This window comes from Gemmatimonadota bacterium, assembly GCA_009838845.1.
Classification (GTDB): domain Bacteria; phylum Latescibacterota; class UBA2968; order UBA2968; family UBA2968; genus VXRD01.
Genome location: VXRD01000007.1, coordinates 34,075 through 55,619 on the forward strand (window position 1 = coordinate 34,075; position 21,545 = coordinate 55,619).

General features: G+C 49.8%; 20 protein-coding genes. 4 read left to right on the forward strand and 16 right to left on the reverse strand.

Annotation, left to right across the window (positions count from 1 at the left end):
- Nucleotides 1–30: 30 nt before the first annotated feature.
- Nucleotides 31–1,506: a circularly permuted type 2 ATP-grasp protein gene (locus F4Y39_00930; protein ID MYC12267.1), complete on the forward strand. Its 1,476-nt coding sequence runs from the start codon at nucleotides 31–33 to the stop codon at nucleotides 1,504–1,506.
- Nucleotides 1,503–2,390, forward strand: coding sequence for a transglutaminase family protein (locus F4Y39_00935; GenBank protein MYC12268.1), 888 nt, complete (start codon nucleotides 1,503–1,505; stop codon nucleotides 2,388–2,390). The genes F4Y39_00930 and F4Y39_00935 overlap by 4 nt, the downstream gene beginning before the upstream one ends.
- A gap of 71 nt (nucleotides 2,391–2,461) precedes the next feature.
- Here the strand turns inward: F4Y39_00935 and menC are convergent, their stop codons facing one another.
- The gene (gene menC / locus F4Y39_00940; protein MYC12269.1) at nucleotides 2,462–3,574 is read right to left on the reverse strand and encodes an o-succinylbenzoate synthase; all 1,113 of its coding nucleotides are present in this window, start codon (nucleotides 3,572–3,574) and stop codon (nucleotides 2,462–2,464) included.
- Nucleotides 3,575–3,773: 199 nt separating this feature from the next.
- Here menC and F4Y39_00945 point away from each other — a divergent pair, with 199 nt between their 5' ends.
- Complete coding sequence (locus tag F4Y39_00945) at nucleotides 3,774–4,169, forward strand: HigA family addiction module antidote protein (GenBank protein MYC12270.1); 396 nt, start codon at nucleotides 3,774–3,776, stop codon at nucleotides 4,167–4,169.
- Entirely contained in the window at nucleotides 4,166–4,573 is a 408-nt protein-coding gene (locus F4Y39_00950) for a hypothetical protein (protein ID MYC12271.1), read from the forward strand. Before F4Y39_00945 ends, F4Y39_00950 begins: the two co-directional genes overlap by 4 nt.
- Before the next feature lie 200 nt (nucleotides 4,574–4,773).
- On the opposite strand, the gene F4Y39_00955 is transcribed toward F4Y39_00950, so the two are convergent.
- The 15 genes from F4Y39_00955 to F4Y39_01025 form a co-directional block, all read right to left on the reverse strand.
- On the reverse strand, nucleotides 4,774–6,651 hold the full coding sequence (locus F4Y39_00955; GenBank protein MYC12272.1) for an SUMF1/EgtB/PvdO family nonheme iron enzyme: 1,878 nt from the start codon (nucleotides 6,649–6,651) through the stop codon (nucleotides 4,774–4,776).
- Nucleotides 6,648–7,856, reverse strand: a complete 1,209-nt coding sequence (locus F4Y39_00960; protein ID MYC12273.1) for a serine/threonine-protein phosphatase — start codon at nucleotides 7,854–7,856, stop codon at nucleotides 6,648–6,650. The genes F4Y39_00955 and F4Y39_00960 overlap by 4 nt, the downstream gene beginning before the upstream one ends.
- Before the next feature lie 70 nt (nucleotides 7,857–7,926).
- Complete coding sequence (locus F4Y39_00965) at nucleotides 7,927–8,115, reverse strand: hypothetical protein (GenBank protein ID MYC12274.1); 189 nt, start codon at nucleotides 8,113–8,115, stop codon at nucleotides 7,927–7,929.
- Between the two features lie 51 nt (nucleotides 8,116–8,166).
- Complete coding sequence (locus F4Y39_00970) at nucleotides 8,167–10,140, reverse strand: protein kinase (protein ID MYC12275.1); 1,974 nt, start codon at nucleotides 10,138–10,140, stop codon at nucleotides 8,167–8,169.
- A gap of 181 nt (nucleotides 10,141–10,321) precedes the next feature.
- Nucleotides 10,322–10,876, reverse strand: coding sequence for an FHA domain-containing protein (locus F4Y39_00975; GenBank protein MYC12276.1), 555 nt, complete (start codon nucleotides 10,874–10,876; stop codon nucleotides 10,322–10,324).
- 108 nt (nucleotides 10,877–10,984) lie between these two features.
- Complete coding sequence (locus F4Y39_00980; GenBank protein MYC12277.1) at nucleotides 10,985–11,770, reverse strand: MotA/TolQ/ExbB proton channel family protein; 786 nt, start codon at nucleotides 11,768–11,770, stop codon at nucleotides 10,985–10,987.
- A gap of 1 nt (nucleotide 11,771) precedes the next feature.
- The gene (locus F4Y39_00985) at nucleotides 11,772–12,137 is read right to left on the reverse strand and encodes an FHA domain-containing protein (protein ID MYC12278.1); all 366 of its coding nucleotides are present in this window, start codon (nucleotides 12,135–12,137) and stop codon (nucleotides 11,772–11,774) included.
- Between the two features lie 12 nt (nucleotides 12,138–12,149).
- Nucleotides 12,150–13,166, reverse strand: coding sequence for a hypothetical protein (locus tag F4Y39_00990; protein ID MYC12279.1), 1,017 nt, complete (start codon nucleotides 13,164–13,166; stop codon nucleotides 12,150–12,152).
- Nucleotides 13,167–13,179: 13 nt separating this feature from the next.
- Nucleotides 13,180–14,481, reverse strand: a complete 1,302-nt coding sequence (locus F4Y39_00995) for an FHA domain-containing protein (protein MYC12280.1) — start codon at nucleotides 14,479–14,481, stop codon at nucleotides 13,180–13,182.
- Nucleotides 14,482–14,484: 3 nt separating this feature from the next.
- The gene (locus F4Y39_01000) at nucleotides 14,485–16,089 is read right to left on the reverse strand and encodes an FHA domain-containing protein (protein ID MYC12281.1); all 1,605 of its coding nucleotides are present in this window, start codon (nucleotides 16,087–16,089) and stop codon (nucleotides 14,485–14,487) included.
- Nucleotides 16,090–16,705: 616 nt separating this feature from the next.
- The gene (locus F4Y39_01005) at nucleotides 16,706–17,140 is read right to left on the reverse strand and encodes a putative toxin-antitoxin system toxin component, PIN family (GenBank protein MYC12282.1); all 435 of its coding nucleotides are present in this window, start codon (nucleotides 17,138–17,140) and stop codon (nucleotides 16,706–16,708) included.
- On the reverse strand, nucleotides 17,137–17,379 hold the full coding sequence (locus F4Y39_01010) for a hypothetical protein (GenBank protein ID MYC12283.1): 243 nt from the start codon (nucleotides 17,377–17,379) through the stop codon (nucleotides 17,137–17,139). The genes F4Y39_01005 and F4Y39_01010 overlap by 4 nt, the downstream gene beginning before the upstream one ends.
- Nucleotides 17,380–17,396: 17 nt before the next feature.
- The gene (locus tag F4Y39_01015; protein MYC12284.1) at nucleotides 17,397–17,942 is read right to left on the reverse strand and encodes an NAD(P)/FAD-dependent oxidoreductase; all 546 of its coding nucleotides are present in this window, start codon (nucleotides 17,940–17,942) and stop codon (nucleotides 17,397–17,399) included.
- A 54-nt stretch (nucleotides 17,943–17,996) separates the two neighbouring features.
- Complete coding sequence (locus F4Y39_01020; GenBank protein ID MYC12285.1) at nucleotides 17,997–20,036, reverse strand: thioredoxin domain-containing protein; 2,040 nt, start codon at nucleotides 20,034–20,036, stop codon at nucleotides 17,997–17,999.
- A 7-nt stretch (nucleotides 20,037–20,043) separates the two neighbouring features.
- Nucleotides 20,044–21,417 carry a hypothetical protein gene (locus F4Y39_01025; protein MYC12286.1) on the reverse strand — a complete coding sequence of 458 codons (1,374 nt, stop codon included), beginning with the start codon at nucleotides 21,415–21,417 and terminating at the stop codon, nucleotides 20,044–20,046.
- Nucleotides 21,418–21,545: the final 128 nt, after the last annotated feature.

Sequence of the window (21,545 nt, forward strand, 5' to 3'; positions counted from 1 at the left end):
CCTCTTTTTTTGTTGTACAGGAAATCAGCCTTGTCCAAAACCCCAATTGCCGATATTATGCTCGAAGGGTACGCCATCGAACCCGGTTCTTACGACGAAATGTGGGATCCAAAAGACGGAGTACGCGCCCATTGGCATCCTTTTTTTCGCGCAATAGAACGCATGGGCAGCAAAGAACTCGCGCGCCGCCACCAGGAAGCGCGACTACGCGAAAACGGCGTTACGTACAATGGCGATCCCGATGGCTTGCACCACCCCTGGGAACTCGATCCTATACCTCTGCTGCTTCAGGCCAATGACTGGACCCATATTGCGCGAGGGGTGTCTCAACGCGCCGAATTGCTCAACCTCGTGCTCAAAGACATCTACGGTCCCCAAACACTCATCCGAGAGGGTCTGTTGCCTTTTGAGCTCATCTATAATCACGCCGGTTTTTTGAGGTCCTGCAAAGATATCTTTCTGCCTGCCGAGCATCAATTGCGCGTCTATGCCGCCAATCTCGCGCGAGGACCCGATGGACAGATGTGGGTTTTGTACGACCGCACACAGGCGCCTTCGGGCCTGGGATACGCGCTCGAAAACAGAACCACGATGTCGCGCATCATGCCCGCCTTGTTCAACAACTGCAATGTGCGACGTCTGGCTAATTTTTTTCGCACCTTTCAGGCCGGTCTATCTGAAATTGCTCCTCACGATAAAGAAAACCCCCGGATCGTCGTACTGACCCCGGGGCCTTTTAACGCCGCCTATTTTGAGCATGCATATCTCTCGGCTTATCTGGATTATACCCTTGTGCAAGGCGATAACCTCACCGTGCGCGATGGGCGCATGTGGCTCAAATCCATTGATGGCTTGCATCCTGTTGATATCATTTTGCGCCGCATCAATGGCGATTTTTGCGACCCATTGGAACTCAACGAAGAATCGCAACTCGGCGTTGCCGGTCTGCTCAATGCCGTGCGAAATGGGCATGTAGCCATTGCCAATCCCCTGGGCAGTAGCATGCTCGAAAATCTGGGCTTGATGCCTTTTTTGCCCGGCATTGCACGACACTTGCTGGGCGAAGATCTCATCCTGCCCTCGGTGGCCACCTGGTGGTGCGGGCAAGCGCGAGAAATGAACTATGTGCTCGATCATCTCGACAGCCTGGTTCTCTGTCCAATTGATCAGCAATCCGTTATCCCCCGCGTCTTCGGCGCCTTGCTCAGCCGTGCCGAGCGCGAAGTCTGGCGCGATCGCATCAGGGCAAATCCCACCCATTACGCAGGCCTGGAACACGTCAGCTTTGCAACGGCACCTTCCCTGATCAACGGCCACCTCGAATCTCGCTACACCACCCTCACAGCCTTTGCAGTCTCCCACCAAAATACATACTCAGTAATGCCCGGAGGTCTCACGCGCAGCGCACCCGAGCGCGGCAATTTTGTCGTTCCTACGCATACATTTGTACACAGCAAAGACACCTGGGTGATTGACGGTCACCCACACCGGAACTTTGGCGCATGAATTATCGCATCACACATCAGAGCCACTACGAATATGCAGAGACCGTGAGTCTGTCTCACAATCAAGCCCGATTGAGCCCGCGCAGTTTTTTTAATCAGACATGCTTGAATAGCCACATCACCATCAATCCACAGCCAGCATCCTTTCGCGAGCGAAAAGATTTTTTTGGCAACCGAACCGCCTATTTTTCCATCGAACAACCCCACAATATCCTCTCAGTCACAGCCGAAAGCGATGTGCATATCGTATCGCAAACCCGATTGACCAGCGATATGCCCTGGGAAACCGTGTGTCACATCCTCAAAACCACAACCGATCCCGACCTTCTTTCAGTGCGCCAATTTGTACTGGATTCTCCCAAAGCCACTACCGTCCCCGAGTTGACAAAATATGCAGAACCGTCATTTTCTAAAGACCGTCCCTTTATAGAAGCGGTTAGCGACCTCACCCAACGCATCTACAACGACTTTGAATACGTACCTGGATTTACCACCATATCCACGCCATTATCCGATGTATTCAAACACCGCAAAGGCGTGTGTCAGGACTTTGCCCACCTGGCCATCGGTTGCCTCCGCGCTATGGGTCTGGCCGCGCGCTATATAAGCGGCTATCTCGAGACCCTGCCCTCCCCCGACACAGATTACCTGATTGGCGCGGATGCCTCCCATGCCTGGTTCTCTGTGTACCTGCCCAATCACGGCTGGATCGACTTTGATCCGACCAACAATCTCATACCCGGTGACCGGCACATCACCGTGGCATGGGGCCGTGACTTTGCCGATGTCACCCCTCTCAAAGGCGTAGTCCTGGGCGGTGGTCAACACGCGCTCACCGTATCCGTCACTGTGGAACCAATAGAAGGGGAATTTGCGCTCGCTTAAGGAAAGTGAACTAATCTAAATAAAAGAGTCCTACCGAATCCGGTAGGACTGTTATTTTTTTATCATTGCTTTCACGCCTCTATAACTGCTTTCATAACCGTCACTTTCTCCAGACGCCCAGGAACTGGATCAAACCCAACGCCGGGCGTCTCATCCAGTACTACATTGCAATTCTCATCCTGCTCAACCCACCGGTCTGTAATATCCTCAACATAGAACTTGCGGGAGGGAAAAACATCTGCCGGATAGTTAAATCCCGGCAACGTGCCCAACGCCGCACAAATCCCAGCGCCAACACTACTCTCCAGCATCCCGCCCACCCACGCATCTATACCCGCATCGCGCGCCATGTCGTGAATTTTCACAGCGTTTAACAAACCTCCCACGCGGCCTGGTTTCACATTGATCACGCGACAGGCGCCAATTTTCAAAGCGAGTTCAAAATCCCGCGGACGTTTTACTGACTCATCTAAACACACAGGCGTTTCAATTTGGCTTTGCAACTCCGCATGCTCGATCAGATCCAGATGATCCAATGGCTGTTCAATCATCGCCAAATTAAACTGATCAAATGCCTTGAGCGTATCAAAATCCGTGTTCAAATCATATCCCGAGTTGCAATCCACATGAATCACGGGATCGGGAAAAGTCGAGCGTACGGCTTTGAGCACCTCGATATCCCACCCGTGTCGTACCTTCAATTTGATACGCGGATACCCTACATCCACAGCCCCCTGGATCAGCGATAAAAGTTCATCAATCGTATCCTGTACACCAAAATCAGCACCACATACCACTGTCGGATCGGTCGCTCCCAGCGACTGCCAGAGCGGTATGCCCTTCAACTTGCTATCCAATGCCCACCACGCGGTCTCTACAGCCGCTTTGGCAAAGGGATTGCCTTTAAACACCGCAATCCGCGCCATCAGTTCCGCCGCCGTCTCTATCTGCTCTCCCACCAGATAGGGCAAAAAAAATTCCTGCGCCGTCTCATAAACAGATCGGGCAGATTCGGACGAATAGGTCGGCGCATAAAACGGCGTAGCCTCACCCCAGGCAACGGTTCCTCCACTCGAGAGTTTAACCATCACCGAATGAATCGTCGCATCCTCGCCATAAGCCGTGCGCCACGGCGAAATCAGCGGCAACTCGACATATCGAATTTCCGCGGCATCTATTTTCACCTGCAAATCCTCTTAAGTGAAGCAATAACAGTCCATCTATACAATGTACCGCCCGTTGGGTAGCCGAGCAAGGTTTTCTTGATTAGTCACGACAATTCTTGACACGCGAGATCAAATCGGCTATTATTTTCGGCAATTCTGGAAAAATTCCTCTGTAAACACAAAGGAAAGCGGATACGAGATTGGAAGAGGTAAAAGCATGACCATCAAACGCGCAGAACTGGACCGACGAGAGATCGATTTCTCGGATGTGGTCTCCGGACACCAGCTATCGCCTGTACATCCTGGTGAAATCCTGCGCGATGAGTTTCTTATTCCGATGAATCTCAGTGTGACTCGCCTTGCTCAAGGGATCAAGGTTTCGGAGAAGGACTTAGACGCTATCGTGCATGGAATTAATGGAATTACAATCGATACCGCGCTACGCCTTGGTCACTACTTTGGCATGACCCCTGAGTTCTGGATGAATCTTCAAACCCACTACGATCTCGATGTCGCCGAGCACACAGTACGTCTCAAAATTGAGCGGGAGATAGAGCCGTATGCTGAGTTCGCACCATCTTCCGACTCAGCACGGCAAATGGACACAACATGATCTCTATTTCGACCCTGAAGAAAATTTTATCCCGACAAGACGGCCGGGAGCAACTTCGAACTCCGAAACACGAGGAAGCCAACTTGCGTTTGCAATACCGCAAGCTGGATGTAGGATATCTGTCTCTCTATGACGGAAAGTGGCATTTCGAGTACACCGATGATTTCCGGTGCCAGACGAATGTTTGCCCTCTCATTGACTTTCCCCATACAGACAAGCCCTACGAATCCGAAGTATTGTGGCCGTTCTTCGCTATTCGCATCCCCGGCCTGGGACAACCAGCTGTCCAGCGCGTGATCCGCGAGGAGAACCTCGATAAACATAACGAAGCCCAACTTCTCAAGCGTTTTGGCAAAATGACAATCGCAAATCCGTTCATCCTGACCCCAATCTCTCAGGAGTGAAAATCACGCTGTTTTATCCGTCGCGTTTCACAAGCCGCCACTCGCGCTTCTGTGAGTGGCGGTATCTTTTTTTACCAACCAAATCGCATTGCCCCTGCATTTGATCTATCACCGTAACTGCACAAAACCTCTTTTTCTAAATTGGTGAGAAAAATCCCATCCTCATTTATCTTCCCTACAAAGATGTAAAGAAGCAAGAGTTAAAAACGCAGGGCAACTCGAAAACCGTTGCTGAGGTCCCGGATAACGGTGTAAATCCCACTGCGATTCGCCGAACGCAAGACCCACGGTTCGTCGTACCACGAACCACCACGCAACACGCGCCTATCGCAACTACCAGACTCCCACGCAGAACCGTCGGTAGGTGCGCCCACATAGCTATCATTCCAACAGTCTTCCACCCACTCCCACACATTGCCGTGCATATCGTGAATGCCCCAAGCATTGGCTCTGAAACTACCCACTAGTGCCGTCTTGTCAGCATCCCACCGACTGCCACAACCATCGCAATTGGCACGGTTGCGACCTATCTCGTTGCCCCAGCTATACCGTGTATCCGTACCTGATCGCGCCACATACTCCCATTCTGATTCACTCAGCAATCCATATTTATGGCCCGTCCTTGCAGACAACCAACGCACATAAGACTGCGCATCTTTCCAACTCACATTGATCACCGGACGATTCCCACGGCCCCAACCCTCATCAGAAACATACCTATCGCAACCACCAGCATCTGCACATGCATCCCACTCGGCAAACGTTACCTCATACACGCCCACTGCAAACCGATAATCTATACGCACAGCATGACGAGGACCCTCATCATCATGGCCTTTCTCCCCGCTGGGAGACCCCATCGTGAACGAACCTGATGGGACCACCACCATCTCCGGACATTCATTACAGTCCCTGAATCTCCCGACTACCCTCTGTTCTTGACGACGCGCTGACTCACGCGCCGCATCTACCCCTACTGCTTCCTGTGTCCGACGACGCTGATCGGGGAGATAATAATAATAGACGACGGCACAGGCCCACAGAGCAACCACGCAGGCAAACGCAACAAATAACTTTCCTTTGGACTTAGTGGAATGATGCACAGGTGGGGCATCATCTCTCTCTTGATCCTGCACTTCTGATCGGGTTGCGGTTTCAGACCTTGTGACTGACAGTTCCTCATCCACACTACCTGGTACCTCCCCCTCCAGCGCAACACGCCAAGCTGCCACACTTTGCGGGCGATCCCCTTCATCCACTGCCAACGCCCAATCTATCGCCGATAAAAATCCAGCACTCGCTTGACCCGCACATCGCTCAACTACTGGGATCAGAGGATCATCACGCATCCGATCTGTCGCATCATCCGGAACCTCACCCGTCAATGCGCGGTAGCATACGCCCCCCAACGTATAGATGTCTGTCCATGGGCCCTGATCACCCCGACTCGAATACTGCTCTATCGGCGCATATCCCGGCGTGATAATTGACGTAACTGAACGGCTCCTTGCACCTATCGCCTGACGCGCTGAACCAAAGTCCAACAACACAGGCGAATTGTCCTCGTCTCGGATGATGATATTGCCAGGCTTAATATCTCGATGCAAAAAATCAGCCCTGTGCACCACCTCCAGACCATCAAGGATCGGATACAGTATGGATTTGAGCTCAGATTCTTTCAATGTCCCTTTGCGTTCCAAAAACGCCGATAAGGTCTCACCCTCAGCATATTCCATCACGATATACGCCGTACCATGTGCCTCAAAGAAACGATACACCTTAATAATGTGGCGATGATCAAAGCGAGCTAAGGCACGCGCTTCATCCACGAAGCGATCTAATCCCCACTCAAAATCACCTCGAAACTGGCTCGCTTGTGGCACAACGCTATTATCACCTGTACGTGTAGCAATATCAGACGGCAGGTATTCCTTGATAGCAACGGCTTTGTCCAAATTGTGGTCAAAGCCGAGATAGGTCATGCCGAATCCCCCAAAGCCGAGGACACGTACCAGTTCGTATTCCTGAAGTCGGTGCCCTTGTGGCAGGGCGTTAAGAGGTTGTTGTGCTTCGTTCACCTCGTTCCTTTCGATTGGGTCGTAGTGTCGGGTGTTGTTGATCGCTGCGCTGGAATGTCTTCGGTTTCTTTCTTCGATGATTCCTCATTCACCTTGCCTGTGTCGAGTTGTGCTGGCGCATCCTTTGCAGGTGGCTCTGCCTGTGGAGATTTGCCCCCGGTCTGCACTTCTGGCAAATCAGAAGTAATCGTTTCCGTGCCAGTAGCTGGTGGAGAAACATCCTGTTTAGTAGGCTCTTCCTGCGGTGCCTCTGGAGGTTCAATCGCCGCCTCTTTATCAGACATGTGCGACGTAAGCCAATAAACCACTCCAAGTGCTATCAAGACCCCGTATAACGATATCCAAAACAGGCTCTTCTTTCGTCCTTGTCGCTGAAGACCCTCGCGCTGTTTGGACTCCTCCTGAACAGCATCAAAGGGAAGCTCTTCCACCCCACAATCTGTCTCCGGAGCATAGAGCAACACCGTAGTATTGTCCTGATTGGGATGTCCGACTTCTTCCACAGCATGTATAAGTGCCTCAACGACTTCTGACAGAGTATCATCCTGCATGTCCTGTAAAATACCCGCAATCTCCTCATCCTCCAGTGTCATTAAACCATCACTCGCCAATAACAGGCGGTCGCTTTTCCGAATAGCAACAGGTTGCGAGGAGACATCAATCATGTGAATTTCATCGCCCATAACCGCCGAGCGTAGAGCGTGGCGTTTGGGATCCGTCGCCGCTTCTTCCTCAGTCATACGCCCAACCGCCACCAGGTTCGCAAGCACTGGTGCCATCGAATGATCGGCATTGAGACGGTGTAACTTGCCATCGCGGAACAACCACAAAGGAGAATCGCCCACGCTGATCCAGTCGAGTCCGTGTTGTGAAACAACGGCTGCGACCACAGTCGATCCCATGCCCTCCAATTCAGGGTTTTCTTTGATTGCTTCGGCGAGGGCATCATTGGCCGCATTGAGACAGACCCGGAGACGATCTGGAATCGGCCCATCCGTGTCGTGATAGATCTCCACAAAGGTCTTGACCACCGTCCTGCTCGCCGTACCGCCGCTGACGTGCCCACCCATCCCATCAGCTATCAACAAGACTTCGCTCCCATCAGCATCGGGATCACCCGGCTCAATCAGGCCGTAATCGTCCTCCTGATATTCCCGTCCACCGGGAATTTGCTGCGCGGCAAATCGTCCGTCTAAAAGATCCATATACTTCCTCTTAATCGCGTGTTCTACCTGAGCACGATTATCAGTATTACTGTGTATGCACTCATGGCCTTCATCGGGCCGCGTTCAAAACTGACCACAGGTGGATCAACCAGCCCATCCAGATAAACCACAGGATAGCCGCCAGAACAAATTGGAAAAGGGCAATTAGCAAACGTCCCTGAAGCAACTGCCCCAAACTCGGAATAAAAAAACTACACAAAGCTGCAAGAACATTACCGCCCGAACCTTGTCCCGCCATACTATTTCCTCCTTTTATCGACATTAATAAAACCGCGTTGCCCCAACACTGCTATTTTTCTCGCCCTCCATAACGACGCAACACCTCAGCGGCCTCACGAGCATTTTGCCCAATCGCAAGGCGTAGCGGCGTCACTCCATTAATCTTCGCGTTGACATCGGCTCCATGTTTGAGCAATACCTCTACCATCCTATGAGCGTTTTTCTGCGCCGCCCAGTGCAGCGGCGTTCTGCCAGTGTTGTCTTTTGCGTGGACATCGGCGCCTGACTTGAGCAATATTTCGGCTGTCGCAGAAGCATCTTGCAACGCCGCCGAGTGTAGTGGCGTCCTGCCTTCGTTGTTTTTGGCGTATATATTGGTGCTGGCCTTGAGCAATATTTCGGCTGTCGCAGAAGCATCTTTATACGCTGCCCAATGCAGCGGCGTATTGCCATCATTATCTTTTGCGTTTATATCGGCTCCTGACTTGAGCAGGAATATAGTCAGCATAGGTAAGTTCAGTTTCGCTGTAATGTGCAGGTCCGTCTCACCCTTGTGTCTTCCCCTCGGCTGTGGCATGCGCCCTACCTTTGCGACAAATGCCTGACGCTGCTTTTCCAATAATGCCGCTTGCTCTTGACGTTGCTTCTCAGCCTGTTCGGCTACCAGTCTTGCTTGCTCTTGACGTTGCTTTTCCAATAATGCTGCTTGTTCCTGACGCCGCTTCTCAGCCTGTTCGGCTACCCATCTTGCTTGCTCTTGACGCTGCTTCTCAGCCTGTTCTTGACGCCACCTCTCCGCTTGGCGTGATGATGACAAACGACTTTCCAATTCTGACAACATAGGCGCATCTGAATCAATCACACGTATCGAATCCACATAGATACCCGCTATAATGAAATCCTTATCCTTCAAAGCTTCCTTAAATTTCTCCTCATACCGTTCAATTTTGGCCTGAGATTTTTTGTTTTCCCACCACAAATACCCCCCTAAACTCACAAGCAATAGACACAAACCCAAAGCTCCCCACAGCACCTTGCCGTGGACCCTTGGTTGTCGCTCTGACTCGGATGCAACAACTTGAGACACAGCAGATGGTGTACTTGCCTCCTCAACAGGAGCAACAGAAATCGAACTGTCGTCGCCTGATGGAAAAGCAGTGACTGTCGTCCCTTCCAACTTTGCACGCCATTCAGTGATACTCTGCGGACGATCTCCCTCATCCACAGCCAACGCCCAATCTATTGCAGACAGAAATTCTGCACTCACTTGACCTGCACATCGCTCAGACACTGGAATCAGAGGATCATCACGCATGCGATCCGTCGCATCATACGGCACTTCACCAGTCAATGCTCGATAGCATACACCGCCCAATGCATAGATATCTGTCCAGGGGCCTTGATCTCCCCGACTCGAATACTGCTCTATCGGCGCGTAACCCGGCGTAATAATTGACGTAACTGAACGACTTCGAGCACCTATTGCCTGACGTGCTGAACCAAAGTCTAACAACACGGGCGAATCATCCTCATCACGAATGATGATGTTACCCGGCTTGATATCTCGATGCAAAAAATCTGCCCTATGCACCACCTCCAGACCATCAAGGATCGGATACAGTATGGATTTGAGCTCAGATTCTTTCAATGTCCCTTTGCGTTCCAAAAACGCCGATAAGGTCTCACCCTCAGCATATTCCATCACGATATACGCCGTACCATGTGCCTCAAAGAAACGATACACCTTAATAATGTGGCGATGATCAAAGCGAGCTAAGGCACGCGCTTCATCCACGAAGCGATCTAATCCCCACTCAAAATCACCTCGAAACTGACTCGCTTGTGGGGCAACACTGTTATCGCTTGTACGGGTAGCAATATCGGATGGGAGGTATTCTTTGATAGCAACGGCTTTGTCCAGATTGTGGTCAAAGCCGAGATAGGTCATGCCGAATCCGCCAAAGCCGAGGACACGTACCAGTTCGTATTCCTGAAGCCGGTACCCCTGGGGTAAGGCGTTAAGGGGTTGTTGTGCATCGTTCATAGCATTTCTCTTGATGATGTATTTTTTCCGTCAAAAAAATAACAATCAAAACCTTCTGGATTGCGGCTAAGATCATGCCGCAATGACAATCAAAACTACTGGATTACTGGCGTTGTAGTGAGGATATCCCCTGCCTCCGGTAGGCGCGTGGTGACTCGACGCCCTGCCGCAATGACAATCGCTATTCCTGACTCTCTTCTGTATCCTGCCAATCAAATGCATCGCCGCATAAGGGCATAAATCGCAGAACCGTATTGCCGATGCTAATATGGCTCAACGCGGGCAGTTCAACCGGGGTAAGCACGGGCTGATCATTGAGGTAGGTTAGATTAGTACCCCCACCGTGCTGCACATAAAACTTCCTGCCACGCGGATCATAGGTCACAGTAGCATGTCCGCCACGCGAAATTTGATCATCACCGAAATTGAGATTGACGCGGTCAGTTTCTCCGCGTCCAATCGAATTAGAACCATAACCCAATTGCATGGCCCTTCCTTTTCCTGGTCCCTTGACAATAACCAACCATCCCACAACCGGATCATCCATACCGTTGGATTCCTCAGCGCGTTCTTCCAGACGCGCTTGATCTTCCTGCCTGCGACGACCACCTACGATCCGGGTCTTTTCTTCAGGAATCGCTTGGGATTGAGAACCGCTCGCATCCATCTTTTGAGTAGGTGCATCCAAACGCCCAGAACCAGCGGCTTGATCACCGCCCGGTGGTGCTGGCGGCATCGGCCTTTGTGCCCTATCAGTCGGCTGGGTCGCATCTTCTCCTTTATTCGTTTTCTCTTCAATAATCTTACCATCGGGTCCGCGATAAACAGGCATAACACTACCCTCCTATTTTTCATAAAGTCGGTTGATTAAATTATCCAAACAGTACTGGCCCGATTGATTCAAAGCCATCTCTTCTCTACCTTGCGCGATATGCAGTGCAAAAACCAACAGTGCTGATTGAATCAGAGCGAGTAAGGTCGTGTAAAACGCGACACCCAGCCGCCCGGTGATCTGCGCCAGCAACTTTGGATCTTGTGGATTTTCAACACTCGCCGCATAATCCAGTGCAAACGCAATCCCCACCACCGTGCCAATAAAACCCATCGTAGGAATCAGCCAGACGAGATATCGCAGCATAGTATATTTGAGTTCAAGTTCGTGCTGAAATAATTCCAGAGAAGAATTTAACAGAGAATTGGTCTGATTGACCGATCTGCTCCCCTGAAATTGCAAAATACAGCGCGCGATTAAGCGTTGTAAAAAGAAAGTCCGTTCCCCATCCATGGGGCGCATCTTTTGATAGAGAGTTCCCAGGTCCTGTGCCCGCAACATGGTCTCTTCATCTTCTGGAAGGTATCGCCTGGAGATCTGTGCCAACTCCAAATTGGACTGGTTGAATCGCCCCCACAACTCGCCACATCCCATGCAAAACATCAGCCACATGACATTCTGGATCGTAAATGGATAAGGAAAATTTTCCGTGTGGCGATCGAGCAAAAAAGCACCCACCTGTGAATCGGGATTATCAAAGATAGTACTCAGCAGCGCAATAAGGACAATACCGATTCCCAAACCGATGCCAGATGCAATGAGGCGTTGATTTATTTCCACTGTTTGATCCGTTGCCATGTCAGTCCTCGTCTCCTATAATTTCACCCGTATCTACATTGCGACGCACTGGCCCCTCGGGCAAATCATCCTTGCGTCTTACAATATCCCGGTCGCCTTGCTTAACCATCGCCATAAGTTGCTGTGCGGTCGTCTGATACCGACCGAGCAAAATTGCATCCATCGGAGCTATAAAACCCTGCGTAATAGGCTGCCACTCGCCATTTCGCGCAACACAACTTCCGCCGCTACTACCGCAATCGGTTAGATAGTACGCCCCCTTCGCAGTCACAACCAATTCCGCCTGAACGCGAGACACTGTGCTGTCATCAATGCGAATATCCACATCCGAACCGCGACCAATTCGATAAATAGAAAATTTAGACATCTCGAAATCCTCTCAACCGGGTTTGGCACCTACGAAGTAACCACCATTCCGCTTTGTCAACTGCACCAGAAAATCGATAAAATCTCGTTTTGTGACATAGATGCCAATAGCGACAGCGTGTATCGGTATTTTTTTTCTATTTTGAGCCGTTACAGCATTGACGACCTGCCGCCAATCTTCCGAGGGAGCACCATCGCTCAATAGAATAATCTCTTCGGGATTAAGCGCCAGTGCTGCCGTCAGAGCTTCGCGGGTTGGCGTACCACCATCCACGAGACCCATCCAATTGTTTATGGTCGCTACAACGCGATTTCGCGTATTCTTCTGTACTCGAAAATAACGCCTATTTTCAGGCCAAAAATGCAATCGCGCCCTGCGATTTGGGGAGTGAAAACCAATAAGAACCAATTCTATTTCCGATTGAAAAGAAGCAAGCATATCTCGTACTGACAATGTGATGAATTGGCGATAGTCTTGTCCACGAGGTTGATAAATACTGCCTGACATATCCACTACAATGACAAATTTTCTTGCTGTGGTCTTAATACCCAGTAAAACAGATGTGCCATTGAGTTGCTTTTCCAGAGCTTTAATTCGTTCTTCAAGTGGATTATTTTGGGGTTTCGGGGCTTTAGTCCGCTCTTGTTCCAGCTTAGCTCTTTCTTGTTCCAGTTTGGCCATTTCTTGTTCCAGTTTGACCCGCTCCTGTTTTAATCTGATCTGCTCTTGTTCCAATCTGGCTTTTTCTCGCTGCAGTTCAGCATCTTCAACCTTTGTTTTTGGAACTTTGGCTTTCTCCTGTTTCAATTTAGCCCGCTCTTGTTCCAACCCAGTCCTTTCCTGCCTTAGTTTAGCCCGCTCTTGTTCCAATCTGGCTTTTTCTTCAACTATACGTTTTGATGAATCGCCCAGATTTGGAAAAAAGGGAAACAACACAATGGTAATCAAAATAAAAGCTCCCATTGCCGAAGCGAATAAATCGAGCGCAGACATGCTAAAAATGTTAATTTCTCGGCTGCGTTTTTTCATTTCCAGGATGCTCCTATTCCAACTTTGAAACTCTGAACTCCAAACCACCCAATCTCACTAAAGCCCCATAGTCTAAAAGCATGGGCTGAAACGGAGACAATTTGTGGTGATTCAGAAAAGTCCCGTTACGCGAGTTCAAATCTTCAATATAAAACTGACCCGCTTGTACAGCTATTCGCGCATGCCGTCTCGATACATTTTGGTCCTGTATAATTTCATTCACCAACTCGGGATGCCTGCCCAAAGAAATTCCCAAACGCTGCCCCGCGAATCTGTTTGGCGGTAAAGCAATGCGGATGGGATTGCCATTACCATCAAACCCGGCCAGCATCAGACCGTGTTCTGGAAGTTTTTCGGTTACTCGTTTTTGGACAGTTCCGATGGGTTCTTTTGCTTTTAAGTGCTGGCTGATATACTCTGCGACGTGAATGATTTGTTGCCGGGGCTTCTTCAAGGCAAGTATCAGGGCAGCCAAAGCCACAGCACCCAACAATATAATCCAAATAAGAAATCTCTGGCTCGCATCGTCGGCTTGAGTCTTTGTTCGTTCTGCCTCCGCAGAACGCCCGGTAGAATCAGCCGTCAAACACGCATCGTCCTCAGATTGAAAAGAGATTGCGTTGTCGCGTAACAGCTTGGCCAACTCCTCAATATGAGAAGACCAGTAAATACCCGCCGCGTGATGAACTCGCGTTACCCCATCAGATGGACCAGCAATGACGACAAGTGATGCCTGCGTATTAACTCCAATCACCCTTCCGCAGTCGTCCAACAAAGGGCCGCCGCTATTACCGGGGTTCGTAGGCGCGTTGTGTTGAATAATCCTGAATTTTTGAGTCTTCCATGCACCTGAAAAAATTCTACCAATAACACCATCCTGTACAGTTGGATCATAGGCAGGTCTGTTCCTATCGGCTCCCCCCGGATAACCGATAGCCCACACCTTCTGCCCCTTCCTCGATGGCGCGAGCGAAAGCGTAATCGGTGGAAGATTGATCCCCGGCGCGCGTACGATTGCCAGATCGAATTCATAGGACATGGCAATTACGTCAACATCGTACAGGGTATTGGAATTTGTCGGTATTGTTTTGATCAAACTGCCATCGGCAATAACGTGTACATTCGTGGCGATATAACCCCGATCGTTGATCACAAATCCAGTACCCGTACCAATCCCCTGACTTGTCTTCGTCACAATACGCACAACACTCTTCTCAAGCGCTTCAAAGTCTGGCGCAGCAACAGCATCGCGAAAAAAAAACAGAAACACGAGAACAAGACCGACAAGACGCCAATATTTGCATATCAGTTGCAATTTTCACTCCTGCATCAAACGTACCTGAAAAACAACAGGCCCCACCTCGAGTTGGTCATTGTTTTGCAACACCGCAGGTTCGCGCGGATTGAGCAAGCGTCCGTTAATTCTGGAACCATTCGTACTACCCAGATCCTCTACATAGAGATTTCCGTCAGCATACAAAAGCCTGATGTGTTCGCGGGATACGGACTCGTGGTCAATAATAAATTCCGCGTTGGCAGGGCTTCTTCCAAGCGTGACACCTGAAGGCAGAGCCAATGCTGGGATACTCAACGCAAAGGGTTGGCCCGTGTTGTCCTGACCCTCTAATAGACATCTGAAAGGTGCAAACTGTGGTGCCTCAGACACAGCTTGTCGTGCGGCTTCGGCCTCTTGTTCTGCCTCGCTCAAACGAGAAGCAGTCGCTTGCAATTGTGCCCTTTTCCTGCGTGCGAACATAAACCAGCCGAAAAGCACCAGAATGACCAGAATACCCCCGGAGACGATGGCCCATTGTAATCTTTGCGATGTCTTTTCACGCTCTTCTTGATGTACTGCGGCGAGACTATCTGCCGCTGATTTTTGAGCAGCAATACGCTCCTGTGTCGCCTTCTTTAATGAATCTGTCCTCGCCTTCTCCTGTTCTAATGCCAGCCGCGCTGTATTGATACTATCTTGTGCTGCCTTAACACTATCTGCCGCTGCCTTACTTGCTAAGTCTGCCTGTGCTTTCGCCTTTTCGGCTGCCAGCCGAGCGGCTTCTGCTTTTTCAGCCGCCTGTTGTTTTTCTTTGACAGCTTTTTCAGCCGCCAATCGGGCAACCCTTTCTGCGCTAACACTATCTCTTGCTGCTTTTGCTACCGCTTTGATACTATCTTCTGCGATTTTTCTATCTCGTTCAGTACGTTCAACGGCACTCAAACATTCTTCTTTAACTACTGAATGTGTAATTTCCCGGTCTTTGAGCACAGCAATGATATCGACGCTACGCAAGGCAAAAACTGTTCCTCTGGGTTCCACATTTTTCCGAAACGGCCAGGATCCGCTCTTCGGGTCTGGCAGATTGATAGCGACAACATCACCACACTCATTAAACAGAGGCATACCAAATGCTTTGGAAGTCACCATGGCATTGTGCTGTAGCAGATGTGCCACGGGATCACTCACCTTTTTTCCCGGCACATCCTGGTATGTACCAATAGTCCCGCGGGCAATCTGGATACTATCCTGAGGCGTCAGCTTCAGGGTTTCCACCATCCGGCCCACAGCGGCTCCTCGCTCGGATAAATTGAGAGGCAGTAAACCTAGACCCTGTGCGCGCAACAAAGCGAGATTCAATTCACGATTGGCAAAGACCTGCTGTGACACGATCTCGGCACCAGTCTTTCGAGCCCGGACAGTCAATCCCTCCGCATCCGCCAGGAGATGGGCATTCGTCAGCACATACCCCTCTTCATTCACAACAAAACCGCTTCCCTCAGCCAAAATCTTATGATTCTTGTACACACGCACCTGCACGATGCTCTCAGATACGACAGCAACATCTATTTCCGCAAATACAGGGCTGAGGAATAGGAACATCACGAAATGCACAAAAAGAAAAACACGCATGATGATCTCCTTCATAAACGAAGAAAATGGGTGGACATGAAGGATTCGACATAAATAACTCAAGTTGTGTGGTCTTAGAGTTACTCCGTTTTGGTAGATCGTATCGAAGGTTCACCCCAGTCATCCTGAGCTATCTGTTTTGCATAGGTCCGCGTCCTTCGCACGTCATATTTGCGCGGGGACACACGGGGACGTACCGAAAATTTGAAGACCGTTGAGAAAAAGAATTTTTAATTTAAGTGCAAAAAGCGTGCCAATGTGAGCGGTGTCCAGAAAGTTATATTCGTAACGCGTTGTTTTACATAAAGAAAAAGAGCCAATCTGACTATATCATAATGTCGCAAGATAGTCGGATTGGCTCTTTGCAAGACCTTATATGGTCTTAAAAGACGTACTATGGTCTCAATGGTCCCGAGACTATAGTACATTCTTCATTATCATTATACCACACAACTTGAATGAAATATAAAAAAAGAGGTTCCAGATACCTGTCTGCACAGGCCCTGGAACCTCCCGAAGAAATTTATCTCGCCTTACTCAACAACATTAAAATTTCCGTACACGAGACAAGAAACCATCAGACATAGACTGAGCCAACTCATCGTTGAAAACCAGAACAAGATCAGGATATTCAAGAATTAACCTGCATATCCAAGAAAGCCCTGGGCGTGAGAATGGGTATATCTTGAAAATCACTTAAGGCAGTAAGGTGTCGATCTCCAGAGATGATGTAATCTGCCTCGGCTTCAAGAGCGCACCCCAGCACCATATTATCATCAGGATCCGCATCTATCAAGTTTACTTCTCTATGACCAGCGGTTAATTCCGCTATCGCAACAATCTTATCTACGATCTCTCCTGCCTGCTCAACGGTCTTTCCCCCTCTTTTTAGCAAATCAGCCATCTTTTCATAATGAATGACGCGCTGAATTTCATCTATAAGAGGTGCAGAGAGACAAAGAGATGCTTTCTGGTCAAAGACCAGATCGAGTATAATGCCTGGACTCCCGTGCGGATTCAGAATAGCACTGATTAATACATTGGTATCCAGCACAATTCGCGTCATGATCTTTGCGCTCTTACTGCCCGTCTGGACTCACCAATAATCTGTTCAATCTCCTCGGAGGATATATCCTTAAAGCCTGCCCGGAACTGCGCCACGGCCTCTCGGATATCTTCGCGTGTCTGTGAGGACTCATCCTCTATGATAATGAAGGCTCGAGCCTTAGTCGTCTTAGGCTTCCCCGTGGCCTCGAGCCGTTCAATCAGTGCGCCAATGGTGGTATTGGTCTCGGTAATTTTCATATTTTCCTCGACACACTTTATTCCACAACATCAAAGTCATGGAAATCTTCGCCAGCTTCGAGCGATAGAATTTCCAGAGCCGTTGCGGCGCCTTGCCCGGCGGAAATAATCGCCTGCGTGCGGATGAGACGCGTATTCCAACCCACTGCAAAAAGTCCTTCGACGGAGGTGCGACCATCTCCATCGGCAACAATACCCTTATTCTCCTTGGCCAAACTCAAACCTTCAGCCAATTTGGTATTTGTGCCAGTCGCCAAAATGAGATACTTCCCTTCTCTTCGATCTCCATCCCCCGTTGTAACCACAAACCCACCATCGGTCTTTTCGGCATCGGTCACTTCTACATCCTCAATTTTGCCCCCCAAATTCTGGACCTGCGCTCGACCTACCCGCTGAAACTCACTCCCCGTCATCTCGGGAATGCCCAGATAATTGTAGAGCATCGCCTTGTGCATCGGCGTTCCATCTTGCCCAAACACCGTCACATTCTGACCATTCTTCGTCAAAAACAACGCGGCACTCAGTCCCGCAGGTCCATCGCCTATAATCAAAACATCTGCCATAACCTATCCTTTCATTTGGAATTTAGCTGTTCGATTGTTGACGCCTCTGTCAAATTAGTATCCCGAACCAACTTCATCCAGTAATTTTTCCAGTGCCTCAACATCTGTAACGGGTTCTGAGCACACAAAATTGCGACAGATATAAGCCGTGGCGCGTCCGTCGATCATACCGCGATTTTGCAGAAGTGGAATAGCGTCGGACACTGGATCACTTCCCCCACATAAAACGACATTGGGTCGCCATGTTTTATTCACCACATTGAGCAGCGCAACCGTATCCTCTCTATCTCGATCCCCCAAAACAGCGACTTCAACTGCACCTTGCAAATAGAGATCCAGGGCACAAACCATATTGCCAAAACCCGAAGGCACCTCCCGAATATGCCTGCCAAAAAGATGCAAAATACGGGTGGCCATATCCCGCCAATCTTCGCGCTCCAGCAGCGTTCCCAATCGCAGCAACGCCATCGCCCCCACCGAATTACCGGACGGCGTGGCATTGTCAAAGGGATTTTTTGACCGCACAATCAGCTCCTCGTGATCTCTCCCAGTATAAAAAAATCCACCATCTTCTCGATCCCAGAACTGATCTATCATCACCTCCATAAAATCGCGGGCAGCAACGAGATAAGAAGGCTCAAAACTCGCCTCGTACAAATCGACTAACCCAACGATCAAACAGGCATAATCATCCTGATAGGCATTGAAACGCGCGCGACCGTCTTTATAAGTATGCAACAAAAGCCCGCGATCCGTACACATATTCCCCAGGATAAATTTAGCCGCATCTGACGCACTATCCAGATAAACGGAATCGCCAAATGCCCGATACGCCTGTGCAAAAGCCGAAATCATCATCCCATTCCAACTCACCTGAATTTTTTCATCGCGCCCGGGTTTTATACGCTCTTCTCGCGCCTCAAACAAAATCGCACATCCGCGTGCCATTGCGTTTTCATCAACCTCATAAACATGCGGGACATTCAGAATATTTTTCCCCTCGAAATTACCTCGCGCCGTCACATCGAAATACCGACAAAATACCGCCCCTTCTTCTTCGCCCAATAAATCCACCACCTCCTGCGGCGACCACACAAAAAACTTGCCCTCTTCCCCCTCGCTATCGGCATCTTGCGTAGAATAAAAACCGCCCTCTGGCGCGGTCATCTCTCGGCGCGTATAATCCAGAATTGACCTGGCAATGCGCGCAAAAAGCGGTTGCTCAGTCACCTGATAAGTCTGCGTATAAAGCTGTGCGAGCAGCGCATTGTCATATAGCATCTTCTCAAAATGGGGTACAAGCCAGTAGCGATCCACAGAATAGCGGTGAAATCCCCCGCCGAGCTGATCGTAAATGCCCCCGCGCGCCATTTTTTCGAGCGTCAATGTCACCATCGCAAGTGCCTCTTCGTTCCCCGTACGCAAATAGGTCCGCAAAAACACATCGAGATTCATCGAATTTGGGAACTTAGGCTGTGTTCCAAACCCGCCATTTTGAAAATCAAAATTCGATCTGATCTTTTGAAATGCACCGTCAAAATCCGTCTCAGTCAGGTCATCTGCCAACGCATCAATACGCGCCATCGCTCGCAAGTGCTCGTGCAATCGATTCGCCACATCTGCGACATTATCACCTTTTTCCCGATAATGCCTGGCAACGGATTCCAGAACCTGGGGAAAGCCCGGTATGTTGTGCCTGCTCTCAGGCGGGAAATACGTGCCTCCGTAAAACGGAACACCCTGCGGAGTCAAAAACACACTCATAGGCCATCCACCTGAACCGGTCATAACCTGTACTGCATTCATATAAATTTCATCGACATCGGGGCGTTCTTCCCGATCGACCTTCACATTGACAAAATGCGCGTTCATAATCTGCGCGATTTCCTCATTTTCAAAACACTCGTGCTCCATCACATGGCACCAGTGACAGGCCGCATATCCCACGCTCAAAAAAATGGGCTTGTCTTCGGCAGTAGCCTTTTCAAATGCCTCTTCTCCCCACGGAAACCACGCAACGGGATTGTGTGCATGCTGCAATAAATACGGGCTGGTCTCGTGGACCAATCGGTTGGTATCTCTTCTATCGTCCATCACATCCTCACCTGAAAGACAACACTGTAGATAACGGTCGTCCCGGTTTCATCTTTTGCAACGTCTCGTATTCATACCCTTCCCACCGGTTAGACCACGTATAAATCTCTTCAAAAACCTGCGATCGCACATAACGACCACCGGGCAATACCACTTCGAGAACCAGATTGCCAAGAGTCATCTCACTTCCCTCAGCTGGTTCAATACGCACCTTATTTTCCATCTGCAAACAAGCGAGCGCGTTGGGAGGTAAAGAGAGGCGACTGGGCGTAAAATTATCTGCACGCGGCAAAAGGCCAATTTCATTCCCATTGAGAAATACGCGCGCATCTCCCATACTATCCCAGGCACAAAAACGGAGAATCCCCTGGCGAATACGCTGTAAATTTGCTTCAATAAGTTGGGCTGGGGGCGCAGGAGCCATCGTCCAAAAAGTCTGAATATCACCAGGACGAAACCAACGCACCATGGCCTCGGCTCCGCGGTTAATATGATGCCATTCCACACGCGCCTGGCCCTGTGAAACATATCCCATAAACCATCCTGGAGCCGTATTTTCAATATATCCGGGCCAAATGGCCATGAGATCATCGGGCGTGGGCAAAAGGGCTTGAACGTGGTGGAGCGGAAGTGGCGGCGCGTCAGACAATCCGACCAGAGCACCCATACACTGCAACACCGGCAAATAGGGCGTACGGTGCAACACAATGCTTTGATTGTGTGAATGCCCACAAAAATAGGCATCGATCGCATGCCGAGACAAAAGATTGACCATATCCATCTGAAAATCGCGGTTGTAAAAAAAAGCACGTGCTACCGGCCATATAGGATGATGTCCCAGCAAAAACGACGGTGCATAATCATTTTCTGCCAACACGGCATCGAGCCACTGACATTGCTCAGTATTCCAAAACGGCGTATCCAGTACAATAAACTGGCAACCATCCACCTCAAATGAAAAATAATGCGCTTTGGGCATCTCACCTAAAAACTGTGCAACACGCGGCCCCACAACCTCATCAAAAGACGAAGTGCCATCGTGATTTCCGCGAGCGACAATCAGGGGAATATCGCATGTGGCAAAAAAATCCAGTGCAGCCTTGAGATTCTCGCGGTGGCGCTCTGGATCCAGAGGAGGTTCGGCCACATCACCGGTCAAAACTATAAAATCCGGTCTGAGACCGCGCAATGCATCCATCATTGGCGCGAGCGAATAGGTCACATTTTCCACATACCCCTCGGTGCTGAGAGGTCTTGTCGCGTCAAACGCTTGCCCGATAAAATCTCGCGTTACAAAATGCGTATCACTCACAACAGCAAATGAAAAAGGCCGCTTGAGATGTTTGAAAAACTCAGGTATCACAGAATTCTCCCATTGCAATGAGAAATAATGTAACCCATTTTTTTACAATAAACAAAAAAACAAACGCGGGCTTCTTCAAAGAAACCCGCGTTTTGACATCACCAACACGGAACAGGCAGAGAGACCTCTGCTTTATTCTCCACCGC

What these genes read in the sequence shown, in the direction of transcription:
- F4Y39_00960 (MYC12273.1), bottom strand. Translation starts at nt 7,856, where the DNA reads ATGGATCTTTTAGACGGACGATTTGCCGCGCAGCAAATTCCCGGTGGA.
- F4Y39_01010 (MYC12283.1), bottom strand. Translation starts at nt 17,379, where the DNA reads ATGAAAATTACCGAGACCAATACCACCATTGGCGCACTGATTGAACGG.
- F4Y39_01000 (MYC12281.1), bottom strand. Translation starts at nt 16,089, where the DNA reads ATGAAGGAGATCATCATGCGTGTTTTTCTTTTTGTGCATTTCGTGATG.
- F4Y39_00975 (MYC12276.1), bottom strand. Translation starts at nt 10,876, where the DNA reads ATGCCGCCAGCACCACCGGGCGGTGATCAAGCCGCTGGTTCTGGGCGT.
- F4Y39_00935 (MYC12268.1), top strand. Translation starts at nt 1,503, where the DNA reads ATGAATTATCGCATCACACATCAGAGCCACTACGAATATGCAGAGACC.
- F4Y39_00965 (MYC12274.1), bottom strand. Translation starts at nt 8,115, where the DNA reads ATGGCGGGACAAGGTTCGGGCGGTAATGTTCTTGCAGCTTTGTGTAGT.
- F4Y39_00980 (MYC12277.1), bottom strand. Translation starts at nt 11,770, where the DNA reads ATGGCAACGGATCAAACAGTGGAAATAAATCAACGCCTCATTGCATCT.
- F4Y39_00985 (MYC12278.1), bottom strand. Translation starts at nt 12,137, where the DNA reads ATGTCTAAATTTTCTATTTATCGAATTGGTCGCGGTTCGGATGTGGAT.
- F4Y39_01005 (MYC12282.1), bottom strand. Translation starts at nt 17,140, where the DNA reads ATGACGCGAATTGTGCTGGATACCAATGTATTAATCAGTGCTATTCTG.
- F4Y39_00990 (MYC12279.1), bottom strand. Translation starts at nt 13,166, where the DNA reads ATGAAAAAACGCAGCCGAGAAATTAACATTTTTAGCATGTCTGCGCTC.
- F4Y39_01020 (MYC12285.1), bottom strand. Translation starts at nt 20,036, where the DNA reads ATGGACGATAGAAGAGATACCAACCGATTGGTCCACGAGACCAGCCCG.
- F4Y39_00950 (MYC12271.1), top strand. Translation starts at nt 4,166, where the DNA reads ATGATCTCTATTTCGACCCTGAAGAAAATTTTATCCCGACAAGACGGC.
- F4Y39_00945 (MYC12270.1), top strand. Translation starts at nt 3,774, where the DNA reads ATGACCATCAAACGCGCAGAACTGGACCGACGAGAGATCGATTTCTCG.
- F4Y39_01015 (MYC12284.1), bottom strand. Translation starts at nt 17,942, where the DNA reads ATGGCAGATGTTTTGATTATAGGCGATGGACCTGCGGGACTGAGTGCC.
- F4Y39_00970 (MYC12275.1), bottom strand. Translation starts at nt 10,140, where the DNA reads ATGAACGATGCACAACAACCCCTTAACGCCTTACCCCAGGGGTACCGG.